The 21904-nt window shown below is 27.3% G+C and carries 20 protein-coding genes; 14 read left to right on the top strand and 6 right to left on the bottom strand.

Translation table 11 applies throughout. From position 1 onward, the window contains the following. Positions 1 to 81: 81 nt before the first annotated feature. The 4 genes from MPF13_RS06195 to nadC all read right to left on the bottom strand — a co-directional run bounded on the left by MPF13_RS06195 (position 82) and on the right by nadC (position 2971). Positions 82 to 1020: a YihY/virulence factor BrkB family protein gene (locus MPF13_RS06195; protein WP_249981466.1), complete on the bottom strand. Its 939-nt coding sequence runs from the start codon at positions 1018 to 1020 to the stop codon at positions 82 to 84. Between the two features lie 53 nt (positions 1021 to 1073). Beyond that, on the bottom strand, positions 1074 to 1436 hold the full coding sequence (locus MPF13_RS06190) for a four helix bundle protein (RefSeq protein ID WP_249981464.1): 363 nt from the start codon (positions 1434 to 1436) through the stop codon (positions 1074 to 1076). A 101-nt stretch (positions 1437 to 1537) separates the two neighbouring features. Continuing rightward, entirely contained in the window at positions 1538 to 2110 is a 573-nt protein-coding gene (locus tag MPF13_RS06185) for a pentapeptide repeat-containing protein (RefSeq protein WP_249981463.1), read from the bottom strand. Further along, on the bottom strand, positions 2111 to 2971 hold the full coding sequence (gene nadC, locus MPF13_RS06180; RefSeq protein ID WP_249981462.1) for a carboxylating nicotinate-nucleotide diphosphorylase: 861 nt from the start codon (positions 2969 to 2971) through the stop codon (positions 2111 to 2113). 61 nt (positions 2972 to 3032) lie between these two features. On the opposite strand from nadC, the gene rlmH reads away from it, so the two are divergent. The 13 genes from rlmH (at position 3033) to MPF13_RS06115 (ending at position 17389) form a co-directional block, all read left to right on the top strand. Continuing rightward, positions 3033 to 3506 carry a 23S rRNA (pseudouridine(1915)-N(3))-methyltransferase RlmH gene (gene rlmH, locus MPF13_RS06175; RefSeq protein ID WP_249981461.1) on the top strand — a complete coding sequence of 158 codons (474 nt, stop codon included), beginning with the start codon at positions 3033 to 3035 and terminating at the stop codon, positions 3504 to 3506. A gap of 58 nt (positions 3507 to 3564) precedes the next feature. Then, positions 3565 to 4146, top strand: a complete 582-nt coding sequence (locus MPF13_RS06170) for a non-canonical purine NTP diphosphatase (RefSeq protein WP_249981460.1) — start codon at positions 3565 to 3567, stop codon at positions 4144 to 4146. A gap of 24 nt (positions 4147 to 4170) precedes the next feature. Further along, on the top strand, positions 4171 to 5199 hold the full coding sequence (locus MPF13_RS06165) for a FecCD family ABC transporter permease (protein WP_249981459.1): 1029 nt from the start codon (positions 4171 to 4173) through the stop codon (positions 5197 to 5199). Next, the gene (locus MPF13_RS06160) at positions 5200 to 5997 is read left to right on the top strand and encodes an ABC transporter ATP-binding protein (RefSeq protein WP_249981458.1); all 798 of its coding nucleotides are present in this window, start codon (positions 5200 to 5202) and stop codon (positions 5995 to 5997) included. A gap of 56 nt (positions 5998 to 6053) precedes the next feature. Further along, positions 6054 to 7088 carry a M28 family metallopeptidase gene (locus MPF13_RS06155; RefSeq protein WP_249981457.1) on the top strand — a complete coding sequence of 345 codons (1035 nt, stop codon included), beginning with the start codon at positions 6054 to 6056 and terminating at the stop codon, positions 7086 to 7088. 236 nt (positions 7089 to 7324) lie between these two features. Beyond that, positions 7325 to 8305 carry a hypothetical protein gene (locus MPF13_RS06150; RefSeq protein WP_249981456.1) on the top strand — a complete coding sequence of 327 codons (981 nt, stop codon included), beginning with the start codon at positions 7325 to 7327 and terminating at the stop codon, positions 8303 to 8305. A 473-nt stretch (positions 8306 to 8778) separates the two neighbouring features. Next, a complete protein-coding gene (locus MPF13_RS06145; protein WP_249981455.1) occupies positions 8779 to 9375 on the top strand; it encodes a hypothetical protein in 597 nt (198 codons plus the stop codon). Positions 9376 to 9482: 107 nt separating this feature from the next. Next, positions 9483 to 10766 (top strand): T9SS type A sorting domain-containing protein, encoded by a 1284-nt coding sequence (locus tag MPF13_RS06140; RefSeq protein WP_249981454.1) that lies wholly within the window; start codon positions 9483 to 9485, stop codon positions 10764 to 10766. A gap of 181 nt (positions 10767 to 10947) precedes the next feature. Further along, the gene (locus tag MPF13_RS06135) at positions 10948 to 11397 is read left to right on the top strand and encodes a DinB family protein (protein WP_249981453.1); all 450 of its coding nucleotides are present in this window, start codon (positions 10948 to 10950) and stop codon (positions 11395 to 11397) included. Positions 11398 to 11679: 282 nt separating this feature from the next. Beyond that, complete coding sequence (locus tag MPF13_RS06130) at positions 11680 to 13230, top strand: hypothetical protein (protein WP_249981452.1); 1551 nt, start codon at positions 11680 to 11682, stop codon at positions 13228 to 13230. 329 nt (positions 13231 to 13559) lie between these two features. Next, positions 13560 to 15641 (top strand): NACHT domain-containing protein, encoded by a 2082-nt coding sequence (locus MPF13_RS06125; protein WP_249981451.1) that lies wholly within the window; start codon positions 13560 to 13562, stop codon positions 15639 to 15641. Positions 15642 to 15645: 4 nt separating this feature from the next. After that, complete coding sequence (locus MPF13_RS06120) at positions 15646 to 16518, top strand: RelA/SpoT-related domain-containing protein (protein ID WP_249981450.1); 873 nt, start codon at positions 15646 to 15648, stop codon at positions 16516 to 16518. A 319-nt stretch (positions 16519 to 16837) separates the two neighbouring features. Further along, the gene (locus MPF13_RS06115; protein ID WP_249981449.1) at positions 16838 to 17389 is read left to right on the top strand and encodes a heme-binding beta-barrel domain-containing protein; all 552 of its coding nucleotides are present in this window, start codon (positions 16838 to 16840) and stop codon (positions 17387 to 17389) included. Here the strand turns inward: MPF13_RS06115 and msrA are convergent. Then, positions 17386 to 18033, bottom strand: a complete 648-nt coding sequence (msrA, locus tag MPF13_RS06110; RefSeq protein WP_249981448.1) for a peptide-methionine (S)-S-oxide reductase MsrA — start codon at positions 18031 to 18033, stop codon at positions 17386 to 17388. The genes MPF13_RS06115 and msrA overlap by 4 nt on opposite strands. 292 nt (positions 18034 to 18325) lie before the next feature. Between msrA and dnaX the strand changes: the two genes are divergently transcribed. Next, positions 18326 to 20011, top strand: a complete 1686-nt coding sequence (gene dnaX, locus MPF13_RS06105) for a DNA polymerase III subunit gamma/tau (RefSeq protein WP_249981447.1) — start codon at positions 18326 to 18328, stop codon at positions 20009 to 20011. A gap of 5 nt (positions 20012 to 20016) precedes the next feature. On the opposite strand, the gene MPF13_RS06100 is transcribed toward dnaX, so the two are convergent. Further along, positions 20017 to 21831, bottom strand: coding sequence for a cation:proton antiporter (locus MPF13_RS06100; RefSeq protein ID WP_249981446.1), 1815 nt, complete (start codon positions 21829 to 21831; stop codon positions 20017 to 20019). Positions 21832 to 21904 lie beyond the last annotated feature (73 nt).

Raw genomic sequence — 21904 nt, 5'->3', positions numbered from 1 at the left:
TTCAATTATCAGTTATCAAAGATTTCTGTTAATTGATTATTGTTAATTGCGAGCGCAAATATCGTGAAAAACTTATAAAAGTTAAGAAGATGAACAATTTTTATTTTGAAGTCTTAACACGTGTAAAGATGCATTTAATTCGAAACCTAAAAGTAGTATAATAGCATTTAACCAAACAAATAACATTAAGATTAACAATGTACCAATAGAACCATATAATTGATTGTATTGTGCAAATTTAACTACATAAATTCCGAATAAATAAAAAGTACATAAAGAAACCACTGTTGTTAATAAAGCACCTGCAGAAAAAAACTTTGTGTCTTTACCTTGCTTTGTTCCATACCTAAAAAGAAGTGAAACAATTGTAAATATCATAACCAAGAAAAGTGCATTTTTACCAATATAAAACAGGTTTAAATCGCTTGTATTTAACCAGCCTTGTTCATCTATTTTAGACAATGCTACCTGATATAATATAAGTGAAGTAATTGTTACAATTAAAAATAATGACATTAATAAAGAAACTCCTAACGAAATAAAATACGTTCTAAATACATTTCTAATATCAGTTACATGATACGAATATTCAAAACCACTAAAAATGGCATTTACACCATTTGTCATTAAAAATATTGATAATAAAAAACCAAAAGAAAGTAAACCTCCATATTGATTATTAATAATATCGCCAATTACCAAATTAACAGCATCAAAGGTTTGTGGTGGTAAAATTTCTTGAATAAATGAGAATAATCCGTCTTGAAAACCTTCTATTGGTATGTAGGGAATTAAGGTTAAAATGAATAACATAAAAGGAAAAACCGCCATAAAAAAACTAAAAGCAATACCTCCTGCTCTTGTTGTTAAAGCTCCTTCTACAATACCAATAATATACATTTCTAATACATCATATAATGACATACCTTCTAAACCTGGTACTTTAATTTTTTTCCCAAATCTAACCAAAAGATTTACTATCGGTATTTTATCTAGTTTGTCTTCAATTTCTTTTGACATTTTTTGTGGTAAAGTTTCAAAGTAGCAAAGCTACAGAGTTAAAAGTTTTAGAGTTATTTTCTTTTTGATTTTATACTTCTAATAAAACTTGATAACATTCTTTCAATTTCTCTTGATGATTCATACAAAGTATCAAAATCTTCTTTTTTAATGTATTTTAAATTAAACGCGATTTCTAATTGTGTTTGTAACTCAAAAAGTGATGCTATAGCAATATTTAGAAAACGAAGATAATCATTCACTCCTTCTCTACCATATCCTTCAGAAATATTACTTGGAATTGAAACTGCACTTCTTCTAATTTGAGAGTTTAAACCAAAAGTTTCTTCTTTAGGAAACGATTTAGATTCTGCATAAATCTCAGTTACAAAACTCATCGACTTTTGCCAAACTAATAAATCTCTAAACGTTTTCATTTTCTTTTTCTTTTTTAGAGTTACAAAGTTAAAAGTAGTTATAAAGTTGCATAATTCTTCCCTCTCCTTTTTCCTTGCAACTTTGTCACTTTGCAACTTTGTTACTTAATGATAATCCCAAACTTAACTAAAAGTCCATCAATAGAACTTCTACTAAACTTAGCTCCTTTTATCTTATTTTCTTCAGGATTAATTTCAAAATTAAACGAAGTTTCAAAATCTGATTTCTCAATATTTGTTCTACTAAAATTTGCTCTTTTTAAATCACAATTATCAAAAATTGAGTTTGACAAATTACTTTCTGTAAAATCTGCTTCTTGCAAATTACAATTAACAAATTTTGTTTTAGGCGTTTTTAATTTATAAAATGAAGAAAAATTTAATTGGCAATCTGTAAAAGAAAGTTGTAATAAAAAAGGATCGCATTCATTAAATTTTACTCCTATCATTTTACATTTAATAAAATTTACACCTTTAAAGGCAGTATTTTTTATAATTGTATTGCTAAAATTACAATCTATAAACTCACATTCTATAAATTCAATATTAGAAGCATGTATGCTTTCAAAATTGCAGTTTAAAAAAGTACAATTATCATATTCTCCTTTTATAAATTCTGTTTTGGTAAAATCTATTTTAGAATATTCTTTGCTTTCAAAATAATTATCTAGCATTTAATCTATAGCTTTTAAACTTAAATCCATGTTATAAACAGAATGTGTTAAAGCACCAGATGAAATATAATTTACACCACATTCTGCATATTTTCTAATAGTGTCTTCATTAATTCCTCCAGAAGATTCTGTTAAACAAGTATCACCAATTAAAGCAACAGCTTTACGTGTATCTTCGTAATTAAAATTATCAATTAAAATTCTGTAAACACCCTCTACAGACAAAATTTCTTTAATTTCTTCTAAACTTCTAGCTTCAACAATTATTTTTATATCAATTTTATTATCGGCTAAATATTTTTTTGTTTTTGTAATTGCTTGTGTAATTCCTCCAGCAAAATCTATATGATTATCTTTAATCATAACCATATCATACAAAGCAAACCTGTGGTTTTCTCCTCCACCAATTTTTACAGCCCATTTTTCTAATGCTCTAATTCCTGGTGTAGTTTTTCTAGTATCTAAAACTTTAGTTTTTGTGCCTTCTAATAAATTTGCAAAAAAAGCAGTTTTAGTAGCAATTGCACTCATTCTTTGCATTGCGTTTAAAACCAAACGTTCTGCCATTAAAATAGATTGCGATTTACCAGAAACATGAAAAACAACGTCTCCATATTTTACTTTTGTTCCATCTTCTATAAACGTTTCTACTTCTAAATCTGCGTCCACATATTTAAAAACTTGTTTTGCAAAATCAACTCCAGCTATAATTCCATCATCTTTTACCAACAATTTTGCTTTTCCTTTTGCATCTGCAGGAATACAAGAAAGAGAGGTATGATCTCCATCACCAATATCTTCTCTAATAGCATTTTTTATAATTAAATCTAATTCGTTTTTAAATTGTGCTTCTGTAATCATCTTTAAATTTTATTCTGATGTAAAAATATGAAACAAACTACATAATTTGTAATTTTGAAGCATGAAAATTAAACTTCTTGCCATAGGAAAAACCGATAACAAACAATTAATTATGTTAATTGATGAATATCAAAAAAGGTTAAAGCATTATATTAAGTTTGAGTTAGAAATAATTCCTGATATTAAAAATGTTAAGAATTTAAGTGAAATTCAACAAAAAGAAAAAGAAGGTCAATTAATACTTTCTAAACTTCAAAACACAGATCAATTAGTTTTGTTAGATGATAAAGGAAAACATTTTACATCTATTGAGTTTTCTCAATATTTGCAAAAGAAAATGAATTCTGGCATTAAGCAATTGGTTTTGGTAATTGGTGGTCCTTATGGTTTTTCTGAAGCTGTTTATAAAAAATCTGTTGGTAAGATTTCTTTGTCAAAAATGACATTTTCTCACCAAATGATTCGTCTTTTTATTGTAGAACAATTGTACAGAGGTTTTACAATTTTAAAGAATGAACCTTATCATCATGAGTAATTTCTCTGTGATTTTAAGTATTTATATTTACTGACCTTAAATTGATTATTTTAGCATTATGAAACTAGTATTTGCTACCAACAACCTTAATAAACTAAAAGAAGTTCAAGACATGCTTCCTAACTCAATAGAATTATTGAGTTTAAAAGACATTAATTGTTTTGATGAAATAGACGAAACAGAAACTACCTTAGAAGGAAATGCAAAATTAAAAGCAGATTATATTACAAATAAGTTTGGTTACAATTGTTTTGCTGATGATACTGGTTTAGAAGTTGATTGTTTAGATGGAAAACCAGGTGTATATTCTGCTAGATTTGCAGGAGAACCTAGTAATTCTGAAAACAATATGCATAAATTACTAGTAAATCTTGAGCATAAAGAAAACAGGAAAGCACAATTTAGAACCGCAGTTTCATTAAATATTAATGATAAAAAATTTCTATTTGAAGGAATTTGTAAAGGTGAAATTTTACGAAAAAAACAAGGTGAAAAAGGTTTTGGTTATGATCCTGTTTTTAAACCAAATGGATTTCATCAATCATTTGCAGAAATGAGTTCTGAAGAAAAAAATGCCATTTCACATAGAGGTATTGCCATTCAAAAATTAGTCGCATTTTTAAAAGATTATAAATCTTAAATGTAGTTGACTAGAAATTAACAAATGGAAAACAAATCGTACAAAAAACAATTTATTTTACTATCAGTTTTACTGGTAGTTTTATTCTTTTTAAACATAAGTTTAGGTTCGGTTTCTATTCCTTTTCAAGATATTTTTACCACTTTAACAGGTGGCATTCCATCTAAAGACAGTTGGCAAACAATTATTTTTAATTTTAGATTGCCTAAAGCAATAACAGCTATTTTAGTAGGTTCTGGTTTGTCTATTTGTGGTTTATTAATGCAAACTTTATTTAGAAATCCGTTAGCAGGTCCTTTTGTATTGGGTATTTCTTCTGGAGCAAGTTTAGGTGTGGCTATTTTAATTTTAGGATCTTCTGTTTTTGGAGGGTTCTTACTTACAAATTCAATTTCAAACTGGTCTTTACCAATAGCTGCAAGTTTAGGTGCTTTTTTAGTTTTATCTGCAGTTATTATTGCAGCAAACAAAGTTAGAAACACCATGTCTATTTTAATAATTGGTTTAATGTTTGGTTCTTTAACTTCAGCAGTAATAAGTGTTTTAGCTTATTTTTCTGAAGCAGATCAAATACAACAATATTTATTTTGGAGTTTTGGTAGTTTGGGTAATTTATCTTGGAATGAAATTAGTGTTTTCTCAATTATTTATGCAATTGGTATTTTAGGAACCATTGCAGTAATTAAACCTTTAAATAGTTTTCTTTTAGGAGAAAATTACGCTAAAAGTTTAGGGATAAATGTAAAACGCAGTAGAAATATAATTTTATTAATAACAAGTATTTTAACTGGTGTAATTACTGCTTTTTCTGGTCCTATTGCCTTTGTTGGTTTAGCAGTTCCGCATATTGCAAGAATGTTATTTTCTACCTCTAATCATAAAATATTAATTCCATCTACAGCAATTTTAGGGGCTATAGTTTTATTAATTTGCGATAGTATTGCTCAATTACCAACAAGCGAATTTACGCTACCTATAAACGCAATTACCTCATTATTTGGTGCTCCTATTGTTATTTGGCTGCTAATTAGAAAAAAAAGAATTTTTGTTTAAATGAATGTGTTTAAAAAAAATAGCATCCTTAAAACTGAAAACCTATCTATAGGTTATCAGCAAAAAAAGAACATTAAAACAGTTGCTTCAAATATTAACCTTTCTTTTGAAAAAGGAAAATTAATTACAGTTTTAGGTAAAAACGGAATTGGAAAATCTACCCTTTTAAGAACACTTTCTAAAGTACAAAAACCAATTTCTGGTTCAGTTTTTATCCATCAAAAAAATATTGAGGAACTTACTGAAAAACAACTCTCTACAAAGTTGAGTTTAGTCTTAACAGAACGTTTACCAGAAAGCCAACTAACCGTTTTTGAACTCATTGCCTTAGGAAGACAACCTTACACAAATTGGATAGATAAATTATCTGAAACTGATATTGAAAAAGTAAATAAAGCCATCCATCAAACAGAAATAGAACATCTTAAAAACAATCGTTTTTATGAGTTAAGTGATGGTCAGCTACAAAGAGTTTTAATAGCTAGAGCTTTGGCACAAGACACAGAAATTATCATTTTAGATGAACCTACAGCGCATTTAGACATGCATCATACTATCAAGATTTTTTCGTTATTAAAGAAACTTGTAAAGGAAACTGAAAAAACTGTTATTATTTCTTCTCATGAAGTAAATTTATCCATTCAAATTGCTGATGAAATTGTACTTATTACAGATAATTCTATAATATCTGGCACTCCAAATCAATTAATTGATGCTAATGCTTTTGACAATCTTTTTCCTAAAGAAATTGTTAATTTTAACAAAACTTTGCAGCAATTTATCATAAACAAAGGGTAAATTTGATTTTAATCTGGCATAATTGTCATTTATTCAACAAAAATTAAACTAACTTAATGAAAAAATTAATCTACTTTGTAGGATTAGTCCTTTTAGCATCTTGTAGTTCTAGCAAAAAAGCTTCTAAAGAAGATAAAAACATAGATTTTGCAGCTAAATATGCAGCGTCAATTACTTCAGAAAATTTAAAAACACACCTATATATTTTTGCTTCAGATGAGTTTGAAGGAAGAGATACAGGAGAACCTGGACAAAAAAAAGCCATTAAATACTTAAAGGATTTTTATGTAAATCAAGAAATTATTTCTCCAATAGGTGGTAATGATTACTATCAAGAAATTTCTGCAGAATGGTTAAATAAAAATGCAAGAAGAGGTACTTTAAAAGACTCTGAAAATGTGTTAGCTTTTATTGAAGGAACAGAAAAACCAAACGAAATTGTTGTTATTTCTGCTCACCTAGATCATGTGGGTATTGAAGATGGTAAAATTTATAATGGTGCAGACGATGATGGTTCTGGTTCAATGGCAATTTTAGAAATTGCAGAAGCATTTAAAAAAGCTGTAAAAGATGGTAAAGGACCTAAAAGATCTATCTTATTTTTACATGTTACAGGAGAAGAAAAAGGATTGTTAGGTTCTAAATTCTATACAGAAAACCCTATTTTCCCTTTAGCAAACACTGTTTGTAATTTAAATATTGATATGATTGGTAGAGTTGATGATTTACATAAAAAAGACTCTAATTACGTGTATTTAATTGGTGCAGATAAATTAAGTACAGATTTGCATAATATCTCTGAAAATGCAAATACAAAATACACAAATATAAATTTAGATTATAAATATAATGATGAAAATGATCCTAATCGTTTTTATTATAGATCTGATCATTACAATTTTGCAAAACATAATATTCCTGTTATTTTTTATTTTAATGGTACACATGAAGATTACCATAAACATACAGATACACCAGATAAAATTGAATACAATTTACTTGAAAAAAGAACGCGTTTAATTTTTTATACTGCTTGGGAAATTGCCAACAGAAAAGAAAGAATTGTTGTAGATAAAGCAACCACAGAATAAATTTTTTAATAATTTAAAAACCTAAAAAGCCACACAAATTTGTGTGGCTTTTTTTGTGCTATAATTATAAAAAGTTCTTTTTTAATTAAGATTAGTTCTAAATATTTTAAACTTTAATTTTATGACAATAGTCATCTTATTCACTAATACAAATCAATAATTTTATTCGGTTCATTGTTCCCCTTCTTTGACAAATTATTTTAAACTCTTATTAAAAACTAATTAAAAAAAAGAAAATGAAAAAATTAATTGTTGTGCTTTTAGTAGCCTTTATAGGGCAAACCCTATCTTCTCAAAACCTATCTACAGGAAAAATACATTTAGATTGTAAAATAAATGTAAATCTATCTAAAGGAAATACTTTTTCTGGAGTCTTTTACTTAGAAAACGAACAGTTTTTATTCTCTTACAACTCATTTACAGGACTTTCTCAAATATGGAACTTAAAAAGAGGTGGCTTACCTGTTTATCAAAAAAAATGGACTACTGGTTGGAGCAATTTTAATTTCTATGAATATAAAGGAGAAAATTATTTTTTCTTACAGAAAAGCTCTGAAGGTACAGCTAGAATTATAAAATTAGATTATCAAAAAATTATGACTTCTAAGTCATTAGGAGCACAAGTGTATAACAAAAAATGGAGCTCTGGTTGGACAAGCACAAAATTCTTTGTGCATAATAATTTAATTTATTTTCTTCATTACAAAAAAGGGACAGGACTTATTCGTTTAAATGCCATTACTAAAGGAGGCACTGTAGGTTCTGTTATTTATGAAAAAAAATGGAGTAAAGGTTATACCAATTTTGCAATGACAGCTACATCAAATAAGTTTTTTATTCTTTCTCAAAAAGAAAAAGATGGTCTATGTGTAATTAACAGAGTAGATGTTCCTAAACTAGAGCAAGCTGCAAAACTTGGGTTTATATCTCCTAATTTAGGTACAGAAATTTATAGAAAAAAATGGTCTTCTGGTTGGAGCAATTTTGAGTTTTTTAAGCTAAAAGGTAAAACATATTTGTTTTTTAACAAGAATAAAGGTGGTACTGTTAGAATTGAAGAATTTCTTTCTAATGGTTACTTAAGCAAACGTGTTTACGATAATAAATGGTCTAATGGTTGGTCTGAAATTGATATTTTTGATATAAATGGAAAACCGCAATTATTTCATCAAAAGAAAAGTACAGGTCAAACTAAAATTTGCGAATTAAAAATATAAAAACATTTCCCCTAACTTAATAAAAACCTCACTTTCTACTAGTTAGATTTGTGAGGTTTTTTCTTTGTTTTTACTGCAAAAAAAAATATTATTTTATGATAATAGTCAGGTAAAATATTTTAATAAACCAATACTTTTATAAAACGAAAAAATGTAATTACTTATAATCCCCCAATTAATATATAAGGAAAACCATTTTTAGTAATTTAATTATTTTACTACTAAAAAAACATTTACAATAGTAAAACAAGAATTTTTAAGAAGACAAAGTAATCATATAAGTACTTGTTTTAATAGTAAGTAGTTTTAAAAGCTTCACAATTTAGTGAAGCTTTTTTTATGAAATAAATTACAATAAATATCTGATTAACATGACAATAGTCATCTTTATCATAAGCCTAAAAATTTATTTTTAAAAATTAATAGAATTTCAGAAATAAAAACAATCTCAGTATTACAAAAAAAATTAAGCTATGAAAATTTTACACAAAACATTATTAATTCTTTTAACATTAGTAACTTTAAATTCTTGCAACAAAACTAAAGTTAGCAAAACAACAGAACCTTCAAAAAAAGAAGCATTACTTTTTAGTATAGACAACAAAAATGCGGGTCAATTTACCATTAGTAAAAAAGTACCAAAAAATTTAGAAAACAAAATATCAACAGAATTTAAAACAAGAAGTAAATCTGAAGAAGGTACAACTTGGACAGAAAACTATATAGAAGTTTCTGAAAACAAAAACGAACTATTAAGCTGTTTTATAACAGATAATGACAGTACAATTGTAAGTATAATCATAAAATCTAGTAAATTTAAAACAGCCAATAACATTGGTGTAAATTCTAGCATTACCGCATTTACAGAAGCTTACCCAGAATATGCTATTTGGTACAGCTATGTTGGAGATGTTTTTGTTATTGAAAGTAAATCATTAAATATTCAGTTTGTTTTAAATAAGGAAGACTTTATTGGTAACAAAAAAGCATTAAATACGAGTGATTTAGTTAGCTTAAAAAAAGCTGATTTTAAACCAAATGCTAAAATAAAATCTATCAATTTATTTTAAAAAAATAGGGCTTTTTCTTATTGTTTTTAACACTAAAAATGGGCAACTTGCTTAGACGTAAATCGTATAAGCATTGTACAAACGTGTAAAATCTAAAACAATAAAGCATGAAAAAAGTTACTTTTTATTTAATGATACTGCTTTTTGTAAACACATCTTTATTGTTTTCGCAAACAAATGTAAATGGAGGTATTTTTAAAGATACTATTTGGAGTTTAAGCAACAGCCCTTATATAGTAACTTCTAATATTGCACTTTATCCTGGTAATACATTAACAATAGAACCAGGTGTAATGGTTAAATTTAATCCAGAAACAAAATTAATTGTTAGAGGTAAATTAATTGCAAATGCAACTTCTGGAAATGAAATAATTTTTACGTCTAATTCTTCTTTCCCTAAAAAAGGAAGTTGGTTAGGAATTGAAATAGAAAATAATCAGAATGGTAAATTAATTGCTTCACATATTAAAGGTGAATTTGCAGATAAATTTATTCAAATAAAAGGTTCTACTTATAAAGATGAAGTAATTAAAATAGATAATTCTGAAATAGAAAACTGTAACTATGCTTTTTATGGCTACAAACAGCCACAAAATAACTTACCAAATAGAAATAAAGTTATACTAGATAACTTAAACGTAAACAACAATACATATGCCTTTATTTATGCAGAAAATTTTACAATTACAAATAGTATTTTTTCTGATGGAGAAAAAGGAATTAGTGGTGTAAACTCTTCTGCTGCAACACCAAGCATAACCAATTCAGATTTTTTTAACTTTAGTGATTGGGCTATAGATATTAATAGTGGAGAAATTACAGATTCTCACATTCATCATAATGAATTGGGTTTAAGTTTAGGGCAAAATTTAAAAGTAACCAATACAACTATTGAGTTGAATAAGATTGGTGTAAAAGTTAGTTTCGAAAATGAATATTCAAACATTTTTTCTAACAATAAAATTTGTAATAACTCTCAATATAATTTTGAGCATCAAAACAATTACCCAATTAATATTGCTGGTAATTTTTGGTGTTCTAATATAGAAACCGACATTTCTAAAACCATTTTTGATGCTTATAATGATGTATCTAGAGGCATAGTAAACTTTACTCCTATTGCAAATAATTTTTCGGTTTTAAAAACTGAAGCTTTAGCAAATACAAATGAAGAATTAACCTTCTTCCCTAACCCTGCAAAAAATGAAATATTTTTTTCGAGTAAAACCTTAAAAAGTTTCGAAATCTATTCTCTAATTGGTGCAATTGTTAAAAAAGGAGTAATAAATGACAAATTAAATATTTCAGATTTAAACAAAGGCGCATATTTAATAAGAATATTTGATGCAAAAAAAGAAGTATATTCAATAAAAAAACTAATTAAAAGTTAGTCATTTATTTAATTTTAGGTAGCTAAAACCTCACAGTATTGTGAGGTTTTTCTGTTTTAAAAACGTATTTTAAAGTATTGATTTATAAAAACAAAAAAACTAACTTCGCTCTAAGATTTAAATCATTTTATTAAAATATGTTACAAAAGTTCCTTGTACATATTAAAATACAGCATAAAAAATGAGCATAACAGAAATTATTACTTTTTACGAAAGAGATTTAAACAAAGTAATCTCTGAAATAGAACTTTATAAAAACGAAAAACAAATTTGGAAAGTAGAAAAAGAAGTTTCTAATTCAGCAGGAAATTTAGTACTTCATTTAATAGGAAACTTGCACACATTTATTGGCAAAGAATTAGGAAAAACAAACTATGTTAGAAATAGAGAACTAGAATTTTCTCAAGAAAACATATCAAAAAAAGAACTAATTAATGGTATTAAAGAAACAATAACCATGATTAAAAAGTCGCTAAATTCTCTAACAGATGATGAAATAAAAAAAGACTATCCAATTTTAAAATTTGAAAAAAAAGAATCTACAGAATTTTTATTAGTGCATTTAGCCATACATTTATCTTATCACCTAGGGCAAATTAACTATCATAGAAGACTTTTAGATGATAAATAAGCCAATAAAAAAATAATATTTCTTACCATAAATTTCATAAAAGACCTCGCATTTATTGTGAGGTTTTTCTGTTTACACCTACTTTTTTAAACATCTACTTATCTAATCACACAAAAACACCTTCCATTTAAACAATTAAAAAACAAGTATTTACACGCATTTATAAAACATCATTTAAATCTAAATTTGCTAAACACAGTTAAAACCAAAATTGTGTAAAAACCATTTAACCAAATTAGAACAAGTAAAAACTTTACTTGCTTCCCTAAAAAACTAAGAATTATGAAAAACCAAATTATCTACGCAAGTTTAGTGCTTTTACTTTTTTCTTGTAGCCCTAAAAAAAGTAAAAAAGAAGAAAAAAAAGTTAGTTATACATCTTTTACAGCAGTACCAATGCCATCATTATTAGCTTCTGGTTTAAAGTTTCCTACAGATGCAAGACGTATTAATGACTGGGTAAAAAATAGTACAGTAGTTAACAACCTAGAAACCAATGCAGATATTATTACTCATGGATGGGATCTTTGGGATGCTCTAACTTCGTTTACTAATCAAACAAATAATGGTCAAAAATTAAGAAGATTCGAAACTTGGTACACACCAGCAGACATTAAAACTGCTTTAAGAACTCAAAATACAAACAGTACTTTTAAATTACAAGATTTAAACAGATCTCATACAGGACATTTAAAAATTCCACATCAAAATACACATGGAATTTCCGAGAATAGTGCAGATGTTGTTGGTTTTGTAAAATGCGATCCTACTTCTGCAAATCATATTTACAACAATCAATTATACTATTTTGAAGTATTAAAAAGTATGATTAAACCTGGTAAAATTGCTAACATACCTGCTTTTCCTGCTTCTAGTGTTTTAATAAAACCTGTTTTTCAAGTTTTAACAGATTCTTCTTCAGTTAAAATTTCTGAAGGAAAATACAAACTTCCTGTGTGGCCTGGGTATCATAACCAAATACCAATGGAACAAGTTATTAGCAAAGGTTTTGGAACAAGTGAATGGAATAACGATATTACCATTACAACAACTGGTACAACAGATGCTGCAAATAAAGTATTTTCTGTAAATGACTTTATTCATTTTAAAATAAATGAAGCACAAGCAGAAGCTTTAAAAGGTACAAACTTTGTAACTGGTGGAACTCCAAAAGCAGGACAATATGCAATTTTAATAGGAATGCATGTAAACACAAGAGAAAATAAAAGATGGACTTGGCAAACATTTTGGTGGTCAGAAAATCCTATTGCACCACAAAGTCCTAGTTCTTCATTAATTGCTAGCAAACAACCTAGTAGTTTAGATACTGCAGCAAAACATTATGCAATGGGAGTTGCTTATAGTATGATTAGTCCTTCTCAACCAAATACTGGTGGTTCTAATGCCATTAACAGAGGAGAAACACAAAAAGAATCTATTTATGCTTTTAATCCTTATTTAGAAGCTGGTTTTAGCGAAGACACCTTTAACCTTTCTCCTTCTCCTAAAAACAGTACAACTAGAAATTATTCTGGCGCCAATGATACCATTAGAAAATATTATTCTGAAGGATACCAAAAAGTTGGTGCTTATAGAGCAACAGAAAATAAGTATGTTGGAGGTAAACTAAATAGAGCTGGTATAGAAACCAATTGTATGAGTTGCCATGGACAAGCAAGAATGTATGATGTAGCAGTAAAAGAAGATGCTTTTCAGTATTATGCTGCAGACCAATATTATGATATGGAAGCTCCTTATTTTAAAAATACAGTAGTATTAGATTTTGCTTGGAGTATTCAAGGTAATTTAATAAATAAAGAAGATAACAAGTAAAAGCACAATACTTCTAAAAATATTAAGCGCTGTTTTAGATTTTAAAACAGCGTTTTTTTTAGTTGACTAACTAAGGGAAATTGTTTTTAAAAAATTTATGACAATCATCACTTACCACTTTGTAATATTTGTTTATTTTTATAAAAAATTGCATCAATTACAGAAACACGTAATTAAGTTTACAACTTTTATTAGAGTTTTAAATTTAAAAAAACAGGTGTTTTTTCCTATTGATATTAATAAAACATAAACCAAAATACGATCACGACTGATATAATATATCAGTGTTAGTTGAGTGTATACAAAAAAACATTACAATAACATTAAAGATGAAAATACAATCGTTCGATACACTTTATTTAAGATATGGTTATACATTAAATAAAAAACTTTCTAATAATTTCTTAAGAGTTTACACTTTAAACAAAGGAGTTTATTTTGGAGCAGATATCGTCGTAAATGATAATAATACTGAATGTCAACACATCGTAAAACAATTATCAGATGCAGGATTTGCGTGTAGATTAAAAGTTTTTCAATCAATAAAAGAAGCTGAATTATTTCTATTCGAATCATTTTTTCATTCGACTCAATTAACTGAAAGGCTTCAAAAAAGATATCACAATTTTGCAAAAAATCAATCGGATATTCTAAAGGTAAAATATGAATATATCCCAGTATCATATTTATTGGAAAACGAAGACTTTAAGTCTAAAAAAAATATTATAGATAGTGTTACATCAAAATTAACTAAAGAAGGAGCACAATTAATAATTATTGAGGCAGCAGCAGGGTATGGAAAGACATGTACCTCATATGAAATAATTAATAACGTTTCATTAAACATAAAAACCCTCTCTCCTATTTTTACAGAATTATCTAGAGATCGACGAGCAGCAATATTCAAACACATATTACAAGATGTAATAGTTAACGAATTTCATTCACTTCTTGATGAAGAACTGGTAATACATGAAATACAAAATGGAAAAATCCCACTAATTATTGATGGTTTTGATGAACTTTTAAGTAAGGAGCAAGACAAGGCTAATTCAGAATTTGCACAAGTAGAAACAATGCTTTCTACAATTGGAGACTTGCTCGTAAGTAATGCAAAAATTATCATTACAGGTAGGAAAACTGCAATTTTTTCGGGAGATTCATTTAATAACTGGATAGATTCAAATCCTAATAAATTTGAAGTCAGTAGATATTTACTAAACCCTCCAAAAATTGAAGATTGGCTTGATGAATATAAGCTCAAAAAAATAAATGAAAAAGAAATTCCAATTAATCAAATATCAAACCCGGTACTTTTAGCTTTTTTACGAAGTCTTGAACAAAACATTTTTGATTCAATAGTAAAAGAACCTAATCAAATTGTTGATAGGTATTTTGATACTATATTAGATAGAGAACAAGAAAGACAACAACTTAACATTGAAGCGAAAAACCAACTTAATATTTTTAGAAAATTAACTGATGGCATGATCGAGTTTGATATTACATCAGATTCTAAAGCATGGATTAGAGAGTTAATTCTAGATAGAAATTATGAATTGCTCGAACAGATAAGAAAATCTTATTCGATAGCTCAAAGACCTAGTATGGATGAGTTAACCAATACACTCAGTAACCATGCTCTTCTTGACCGAAAAGGAAATAAAGATAACATAGGATTCATAAATGATTTTATTTTTGGAACATTTATAGGAGAAAATATAATACAACCTAATTTTAATGTCAATAAAGTTTTATCCAAACATATGATTGAATTGGCAACAACAGCATTTCAGTTTCAATCCAGAATAAATAAAGATAAACTTTATGGAATTATTTTGGGATTGAGTATTTTCAAAAAACAAGATAAATTAATTACAGAATATCTATTAAAAGGTGAAATTTCTCAAAACTTTGAAAATGCAACTTTTAACGATTTTTCAATTTCAAAAATCAATATAGGAAAAAAAGAACAATTTAAAAGATGTGTATTTGCAAATTGTTCATTTGAATTAGTTAATTTTCATAACAATGCTTTTCTAGAAACTTCTTTTGTTAATTGTGTTTTTAGTAAATGTACTTTTACTAATAATGAAACTAACGCTAATATATATCTTCTTAACTGTAATGACTATGGTTGTGGGTTTATTAACTCTATAGATAATGTCAATATTTCAATTGATGATAATAACACAAATATAGAAGAAGAAATTTTAAGAAAATTTATGGATATTGCAAAAAGACCTAGACACAGAAAAATTTCGATGATAATTAATGAAGCTATTCCCGAACAAAGAACTTCGGTTTCTAAAACTATAGACCAATTAAAATCTGAAAAATGGATTAAAGTAAATGGAGATAATGCATTTTTAACAGAAATAGGTATCCAACATGCAATTCAAATAGTTTAATTCAATGAGAGATATATTAGGTTTTGAAACCATTACAAACAAAATAGAAAAATCAATTAAATTAGAACTTGATAAATGTGGAATAATGTACCGTCTTTTTTCACGTGTAAAAAGCTATGAATCAACTAATAATAAAATTAATCAAAAGGAATACCGTAAACATCAAAAGAAAATTACTGATATTATTGGAATTAGAATAACACTTTATTTTAAGGATGATGTGGATATAGTCTATAGAATTCTAAAAGATAAACCGAATTTTGATCACGAATCAACCGACTCGCATACTGTTGATGAATTTAAACCAATAAGATGTAATCTTACGTTTAATCTAAATGAAGAGTATTTAAGCGAAGCAAAAACCATTATTGCTGAAGATTTAGATGTGATTGATACAAAATATGAAATCCAAATCAGGACTGTGCTGTCTGAAGGATGGCATGAAATTGAACATGATTTACGTTATAAATGTAAAGAAGATTGGAAAGGACATGATGACTTAAACAGAAATTTAAACGGAATTTTTGCCACACTTGAAACAAGTGAGTTCTCAATGCTTCAAATGTTTGAAAACTTGTCTTATAGACATTATAAAGAAGATAAGTTAATTCCATTAATAAAAACTAAATACCGAATAAGGTTAAAAAATGAAATCCTAAACAAAGACTTAGAATCAATAATTATAAAAGATAAAGAACTATTAAAAAAAATATTTCGAGTTAATAGGAGAAAATTTCTCACTAAGTTTTTAAATAGTAAGATTATTATTCCATTAACTCTAGAAAATTTAATAATTCTTATTAATCACTTCGAAATTAATGACGATAGAATTAGAAAGTTTGAAACTAATTTTATTAAAGGTGAGTTTGAATTATAATAGTTGTGCCAGTAACCAACAATATATAAAAAATAGAAATTTAGTCGCTTAAACAAAAAAGAAAATGAATAAATTATAGGTCAATTATAATAAGAAAAGTTAGTACTTAAAAATCCGCTACTTTTCATAAGACAAACTCATTAGCGAACTACTATAAAAACATACTCTTAAAACTATAAATAACCTCATAGAAAAAATGAGGTTTTTTTATTTTTAAAAAAGATACAAAGCATGACAATAATCACTAAAACTATGCTATAAAAAATAATACATTTACCACTTTATAAAGAAATTTCATCAACATATAATTGTTTTAAAAATGAGTAATACAATAGAAAATCCGTTAGTTAAAATAATTGGTACATGGCAAGGAAAAATGGGTGTAGATATTGCTCCAAAACCAGATGAAGATGAAAACAACCCTTATTATGAAACATTAATTATAGAACCTGTAGATTCTGAAATTGAAAATGCAGAAGAACAAGAATTATTGGCAGTTAGATACCACCAAGTAATTAGAGAAATTGCCAACGACAAAATTTCTCATAGTGAAACTGGTTATTGGTTGTGGGATAAAAATGAAAATACCATAATGAATTCCTTTTCAATACCAAGAGGTGTTGCTGTTTTAGCAGGAGGAAAAGCTACTATAGAAAACAATAAATTAAAACTAAATGTTGCTGTAACAGAAAATGACACAAAATGGGGCATTGTACAATCTCCTTTTATGCTTAAAAAAGCAAAAACATTGGCTTTTAAAAGAGAGTTTATACTATTAAACAATCAATTAAGTTACACCCAAGAAATGCTATTAGACATTTATGGCAAAACCTTTGCACATACAGACGCTAATGTACTTACTAAAGTTTAGTGTTTAAGTAACTCTGGAAACTTAGCTTTAAATCTATTTAATCTTGGTATAGAAACTGCTTTCACATAACCTTGGTTTGGGTTTCTGCGCTCAAAATCTTGGTGGTATTCTTCTGCTTTGTAAAACTTTGTATGTTTAGTTACTTCTGTAACAATATTACCATTGTAAACTTCTTTGTTTAATTTAGAAATCATGGTTTCTATAATTTTCTTTTCTGCTTCATTGCTATAAAAAGCAATAGATCTGTATTGGGTTCCATAATCTGGATGTTGCCCATTAACAGTTGTTGGGTCATGAGATCCAAAAAATACTTTAACCAAAGTTTTAAAAGAAACTTTATTTGGGTTGTAATACACAGCAACAGTTTCTGCATGTCCTGTTTTTCCTGTTCCAATAGAATTATAAGTTGGGTTTAAAGTATGGCCACCTGCATAACCAGAAACAGCTTCTTCTACTCCACTTACACTTTCAAAAACAGCTTCTACACACCAAAAACAACCACTTGCAAAATAAGCTACTTTTGTGTTTTTATTTTGTAATAATAGTTTGCTTTCTTGTTGTTTATCAATCTTTTTAGAAAAACCAAAACAAGCAATTAATACTAAAGATACACCTAAGGTTGCAGCAAATTTTAAAACTTTCATTTATAATCAATTTAATTTTTTAAATAGAAAATTGCACTAAGAATAATCAACCAAATCCTCAGCACAATTTTCAGAACTCTAATTCAAAATTATACATATAGTCGCAATAAAGTGCTACTATTTACAAGTTGTTTACAACTTTAGCATTTTGTTAAGAAACCTGCTTGTAAAAAAAGAAGCAGTTAGTTACTTTTGTTAACCAAATTAACAAACAATAAACCTTGTCTTTAAACGCAGTTAAAAGGTTTATAAAGAATTTTAAACTGCATTTTAACAGGCAAAAAAAAGATAAATGGAGCATTTTATAGTTTCTGCACGTAAATACAGACCTCAAAATTTTGAGGATGTTGTTGGGCAACAAGCCATTACAAATACGTTAGAAAATGCTATAAAAAACAATCATTTAGCACAAGCTTTATTATTTACAGGTCCTAGAGGTGTTGGTAAAACATCTTGTGCACGTATTTTAGCTAAAAAAATAAATCAGCAAGATGCAGAAGTTGCTGCAGATGAAGATTTTGCTTTTAATATTTTTGAATTAGATGCTGCTTCTAACAACTCTGTAGATGACATAAGAAGTTTAACAGACCAAGTTAGAATTCCTCCACAAACAGGAAAATACAAAGTATATATTATAGATGAGGTACACATGTTATCTCAAGCAGCTTTTAATGCTTTTTTAAAGACTTTAGAAGAACCACCTGCACATGCTATTTTTATTTTAGCAACTACAGAGAAGCATAAAATAATACCTACTATATTATCTCGTTGTCAAATTTTCGATTTTAAAAGAATTGGTGTTTTAGATGCAAAAAATTACTTAAAAGTAATTTGCGAAAAAGAAAACATTACTGCAGATGATGATGCTTTGCATATTATTGCTCAAAAAGCAGATGGTGCAATGCGTGATGCATTGTCTATTTTTGATAGAGTTGTAAGTTTTTCTGGAACCAATTTAACACGAGAAGCAGTTACAGAAAACTTAAATGTTTTAGATTACGATACGTATTTTAATATGACAGATTTAATGCTGACTAACAAAATACCACAAGTTTTAAATGCATTTAATACTGTTTTAGCAAAAGGTTTTGAAGGGCATCATTTTATAAATGGTTTAGCAAGTCATTTTAGAGATTTATTAGTTGCAAAAGACAAAGCTACTTTAGAGTTGTTAGAAGTTGGAGATTCAGCAAAAAAGAAATATTTAGAGCAAGCAACAAAGGCAAGTATTCCGTTTTTAATGCAAGCTATTAATAAAGCAAATGATTGCGATTTAAACTACAGAGCTAGTAAAAATCAACGATTGTTAGTGGAATTAACCATTATGCAAATTGCCTCTATCACTTTTGATGGAGAAAAAAAAAAGTCAGCTAATTACATAATTCCTGCTACTTTTTTTCAGGCACTTTCTCCTGCTGTTAAAGAAATTGTAAAACCAATACAACAAAAACCTGCAACTCCTCAACCAAAGGTTGAAACTCCTAAACCTAAGTTAGCAAAACCCGTTTTAAAGAATATACAAAGAAGAAATTCTTCTTTGTCTTTAAAAAGTATTCATCAGAAAAAAGTAGTTAAAAAAATTGATGAAGAAGAAAATTTTGACAATCACCCAAAAGACCCTTTTACAGAAGAAATATTACAAACTTATTGGAAAGAATATAGTACGCTATTAATTTCTAAAGGAGAACGTAGTATGGCTTCTATTGTTAGTACAGATTTACCAAAATTAGGAGATAATTTTAAAATTACCTTTACAGTTCCTAATAAACTAATGGAAGATCAGTTTAGAAAAGGAAGACCCAAATTATTAAGCTTTTTAAGAGAAAAACTTAACAATTATGGTATTGATATTGTTGTTATTTTAAATGAAAAAGTAGAAAAAAAGTTTGCTTATACTCCACAAGAAAAATACAACAAGATGAAAGAAATAAATCCTCTTTTAGACAAGTTGCGTAAAACTTTTGAGTTAGACTTATAAATCTGTTAAATATTATCTCCTAAATAAACTAGAGAACATTTTTCTTTTTTTCCTTCTAACTTTTCAAATTCAGATATCAAGTATATATTTTTACCTTTTTTAACAAAAAGTAAAACTGATTTTAATTCATTAAAATCTTTAGAAACCATTGCTTTATATTCTTCTTCGGTTTCAATTTTAACTTCATAAATTTTAGGATTGTCTCTAAAAGCTTCACTTAAATTTAGATAGTCATCATTAGGTATTAAAAAGTTACTTTTTTGTGTATCTTTTGTATTATTAATTTCTTCTGATGTTGCCAATCTATAAGAACCATGTTCTCCAAAAGATTCAGAAAAACTACTTATAGCATATTTGTTTACAGCATCACTACCTGTCATTGCTAATAAATATCCAACATCATTTAACTCTATATTATCAGTTAAATCTTCATTATAAATATCTATTCTAAAGGCTTCTAAATCTGAATTAGCTGCTTTATTTACATTTTCTTTATTAGAGTCTATTAAAATTACTCTCTTACCATTATCTTTTAAATATTTAGCAATTAACCTTGCAGGACTAGATGCTCCTATAATTAATATAGAATTGGAAGTTTTTAAGAAAACGCCAACCATTTTAGCAAATAATCTTGCAGTGGTTGCATTGAATAAAACTGTTCCTAACACAATCATAAAAACTAAAGGAGTTATATATTCTGCACCCTCTACTCCTTGTTTCATTAATTTACTTCCAAATAAAGAAGCAATACCAGCAGCAACTATACCTCTTGGTCCTACCCAACTAATAAATAATTTTTCATTAAATTTTAGTTTAGAATTTCTTGTACTTGCAAATACTGCTAATGGTCTTATTACAAACACTACAGATGCAAAAAGAGCTGCAGTTTTCCAAGTATATAACAACATTAAATCTTCAATATTTATGTTTGCTGCTAAGAGTATAAATAATATAGAAATTAGTAATACACTTAAAGATTCTTTAAAATATAAAAGCTCTTTTAAGTTGTTTAATTTTCCATTTCCTAAAACCATACCCATTACTACAACTGCTAATAAACCAGATTCATGAGCAAATATTTCTGATAGTACAAAAACTAATAATACTGCAGATAATGAAAACACATTTAATAAATAATGAGGAATCAGTTTTTTATTTATTGAAAAAGCCATAGCATGAGCAAAAGTAAACCCGAAAGTTGTACCAAAAAGTAAAATTTTACCAAACTCCATTAAAGCTGTTTTAGTAAAACCACTTCCACCACCAACACTTATAAACTCAAAAACCAATACAGCTACAAGAGCTCCAATTGGATCTATTAAAATTCCTTCCCATTTTAAAACTGTAGAAATATCCTTTTTTAAAGGAATGTTTCTTAAAATTGGTGTAATTACAGTTGGTCCTGTTACAATTATCAATCCAGAAAAAAGAAAAGAAAGATTCCAACTTAAATTAAAAATATAGTGAGCAATTATACCTGCTCCAAAAAATGTAATTGCAGAACCAAGTGTAATTAATTTTGTAATTACAGGTCCTACATTTTTAATTTCACTACGTTTTAACGTTAAGCCACCTTCAAAAAGAATAATACTAATAGCCAATGAAACAAAATAATATAAGTATTCTCCTGGAAAAAGACCTTTTTTACCATTCCAAATAGGTTCTATCCATTTACTTCCATCTTCGCTTAAAAACTCTGCAGCAATTGGACCTACAAGTAAACCAATTAAAATTAAAGGTAAAATAGCTGGAATTTTAAATTTCCATGCAAACCATTGTGCTAATATTCCTAAAATGACGATTCCTGCTAATTCTAACATATTTTATAATTGGTTGGTTTGTAAATTTAAGAATGTTTAGTGTTCATCAAAATAATTTTTAATGTTTTTTTCT

Origin of the sequence: Polaribacter sp. Z022 (genome assembly GCF_023555495.1) — a bacterium.
Classification (GTDB): Bacteria; Bacteroidota; Bacteroidia; order Flavobacteriales; family Flavobacteriaceae; genus Polaribacter.
The sequence above is the reverse complement of the archived record's forward strand: the minus strand, read 5'-3'. Positions and strand labels throughout refer to the sequence as shown.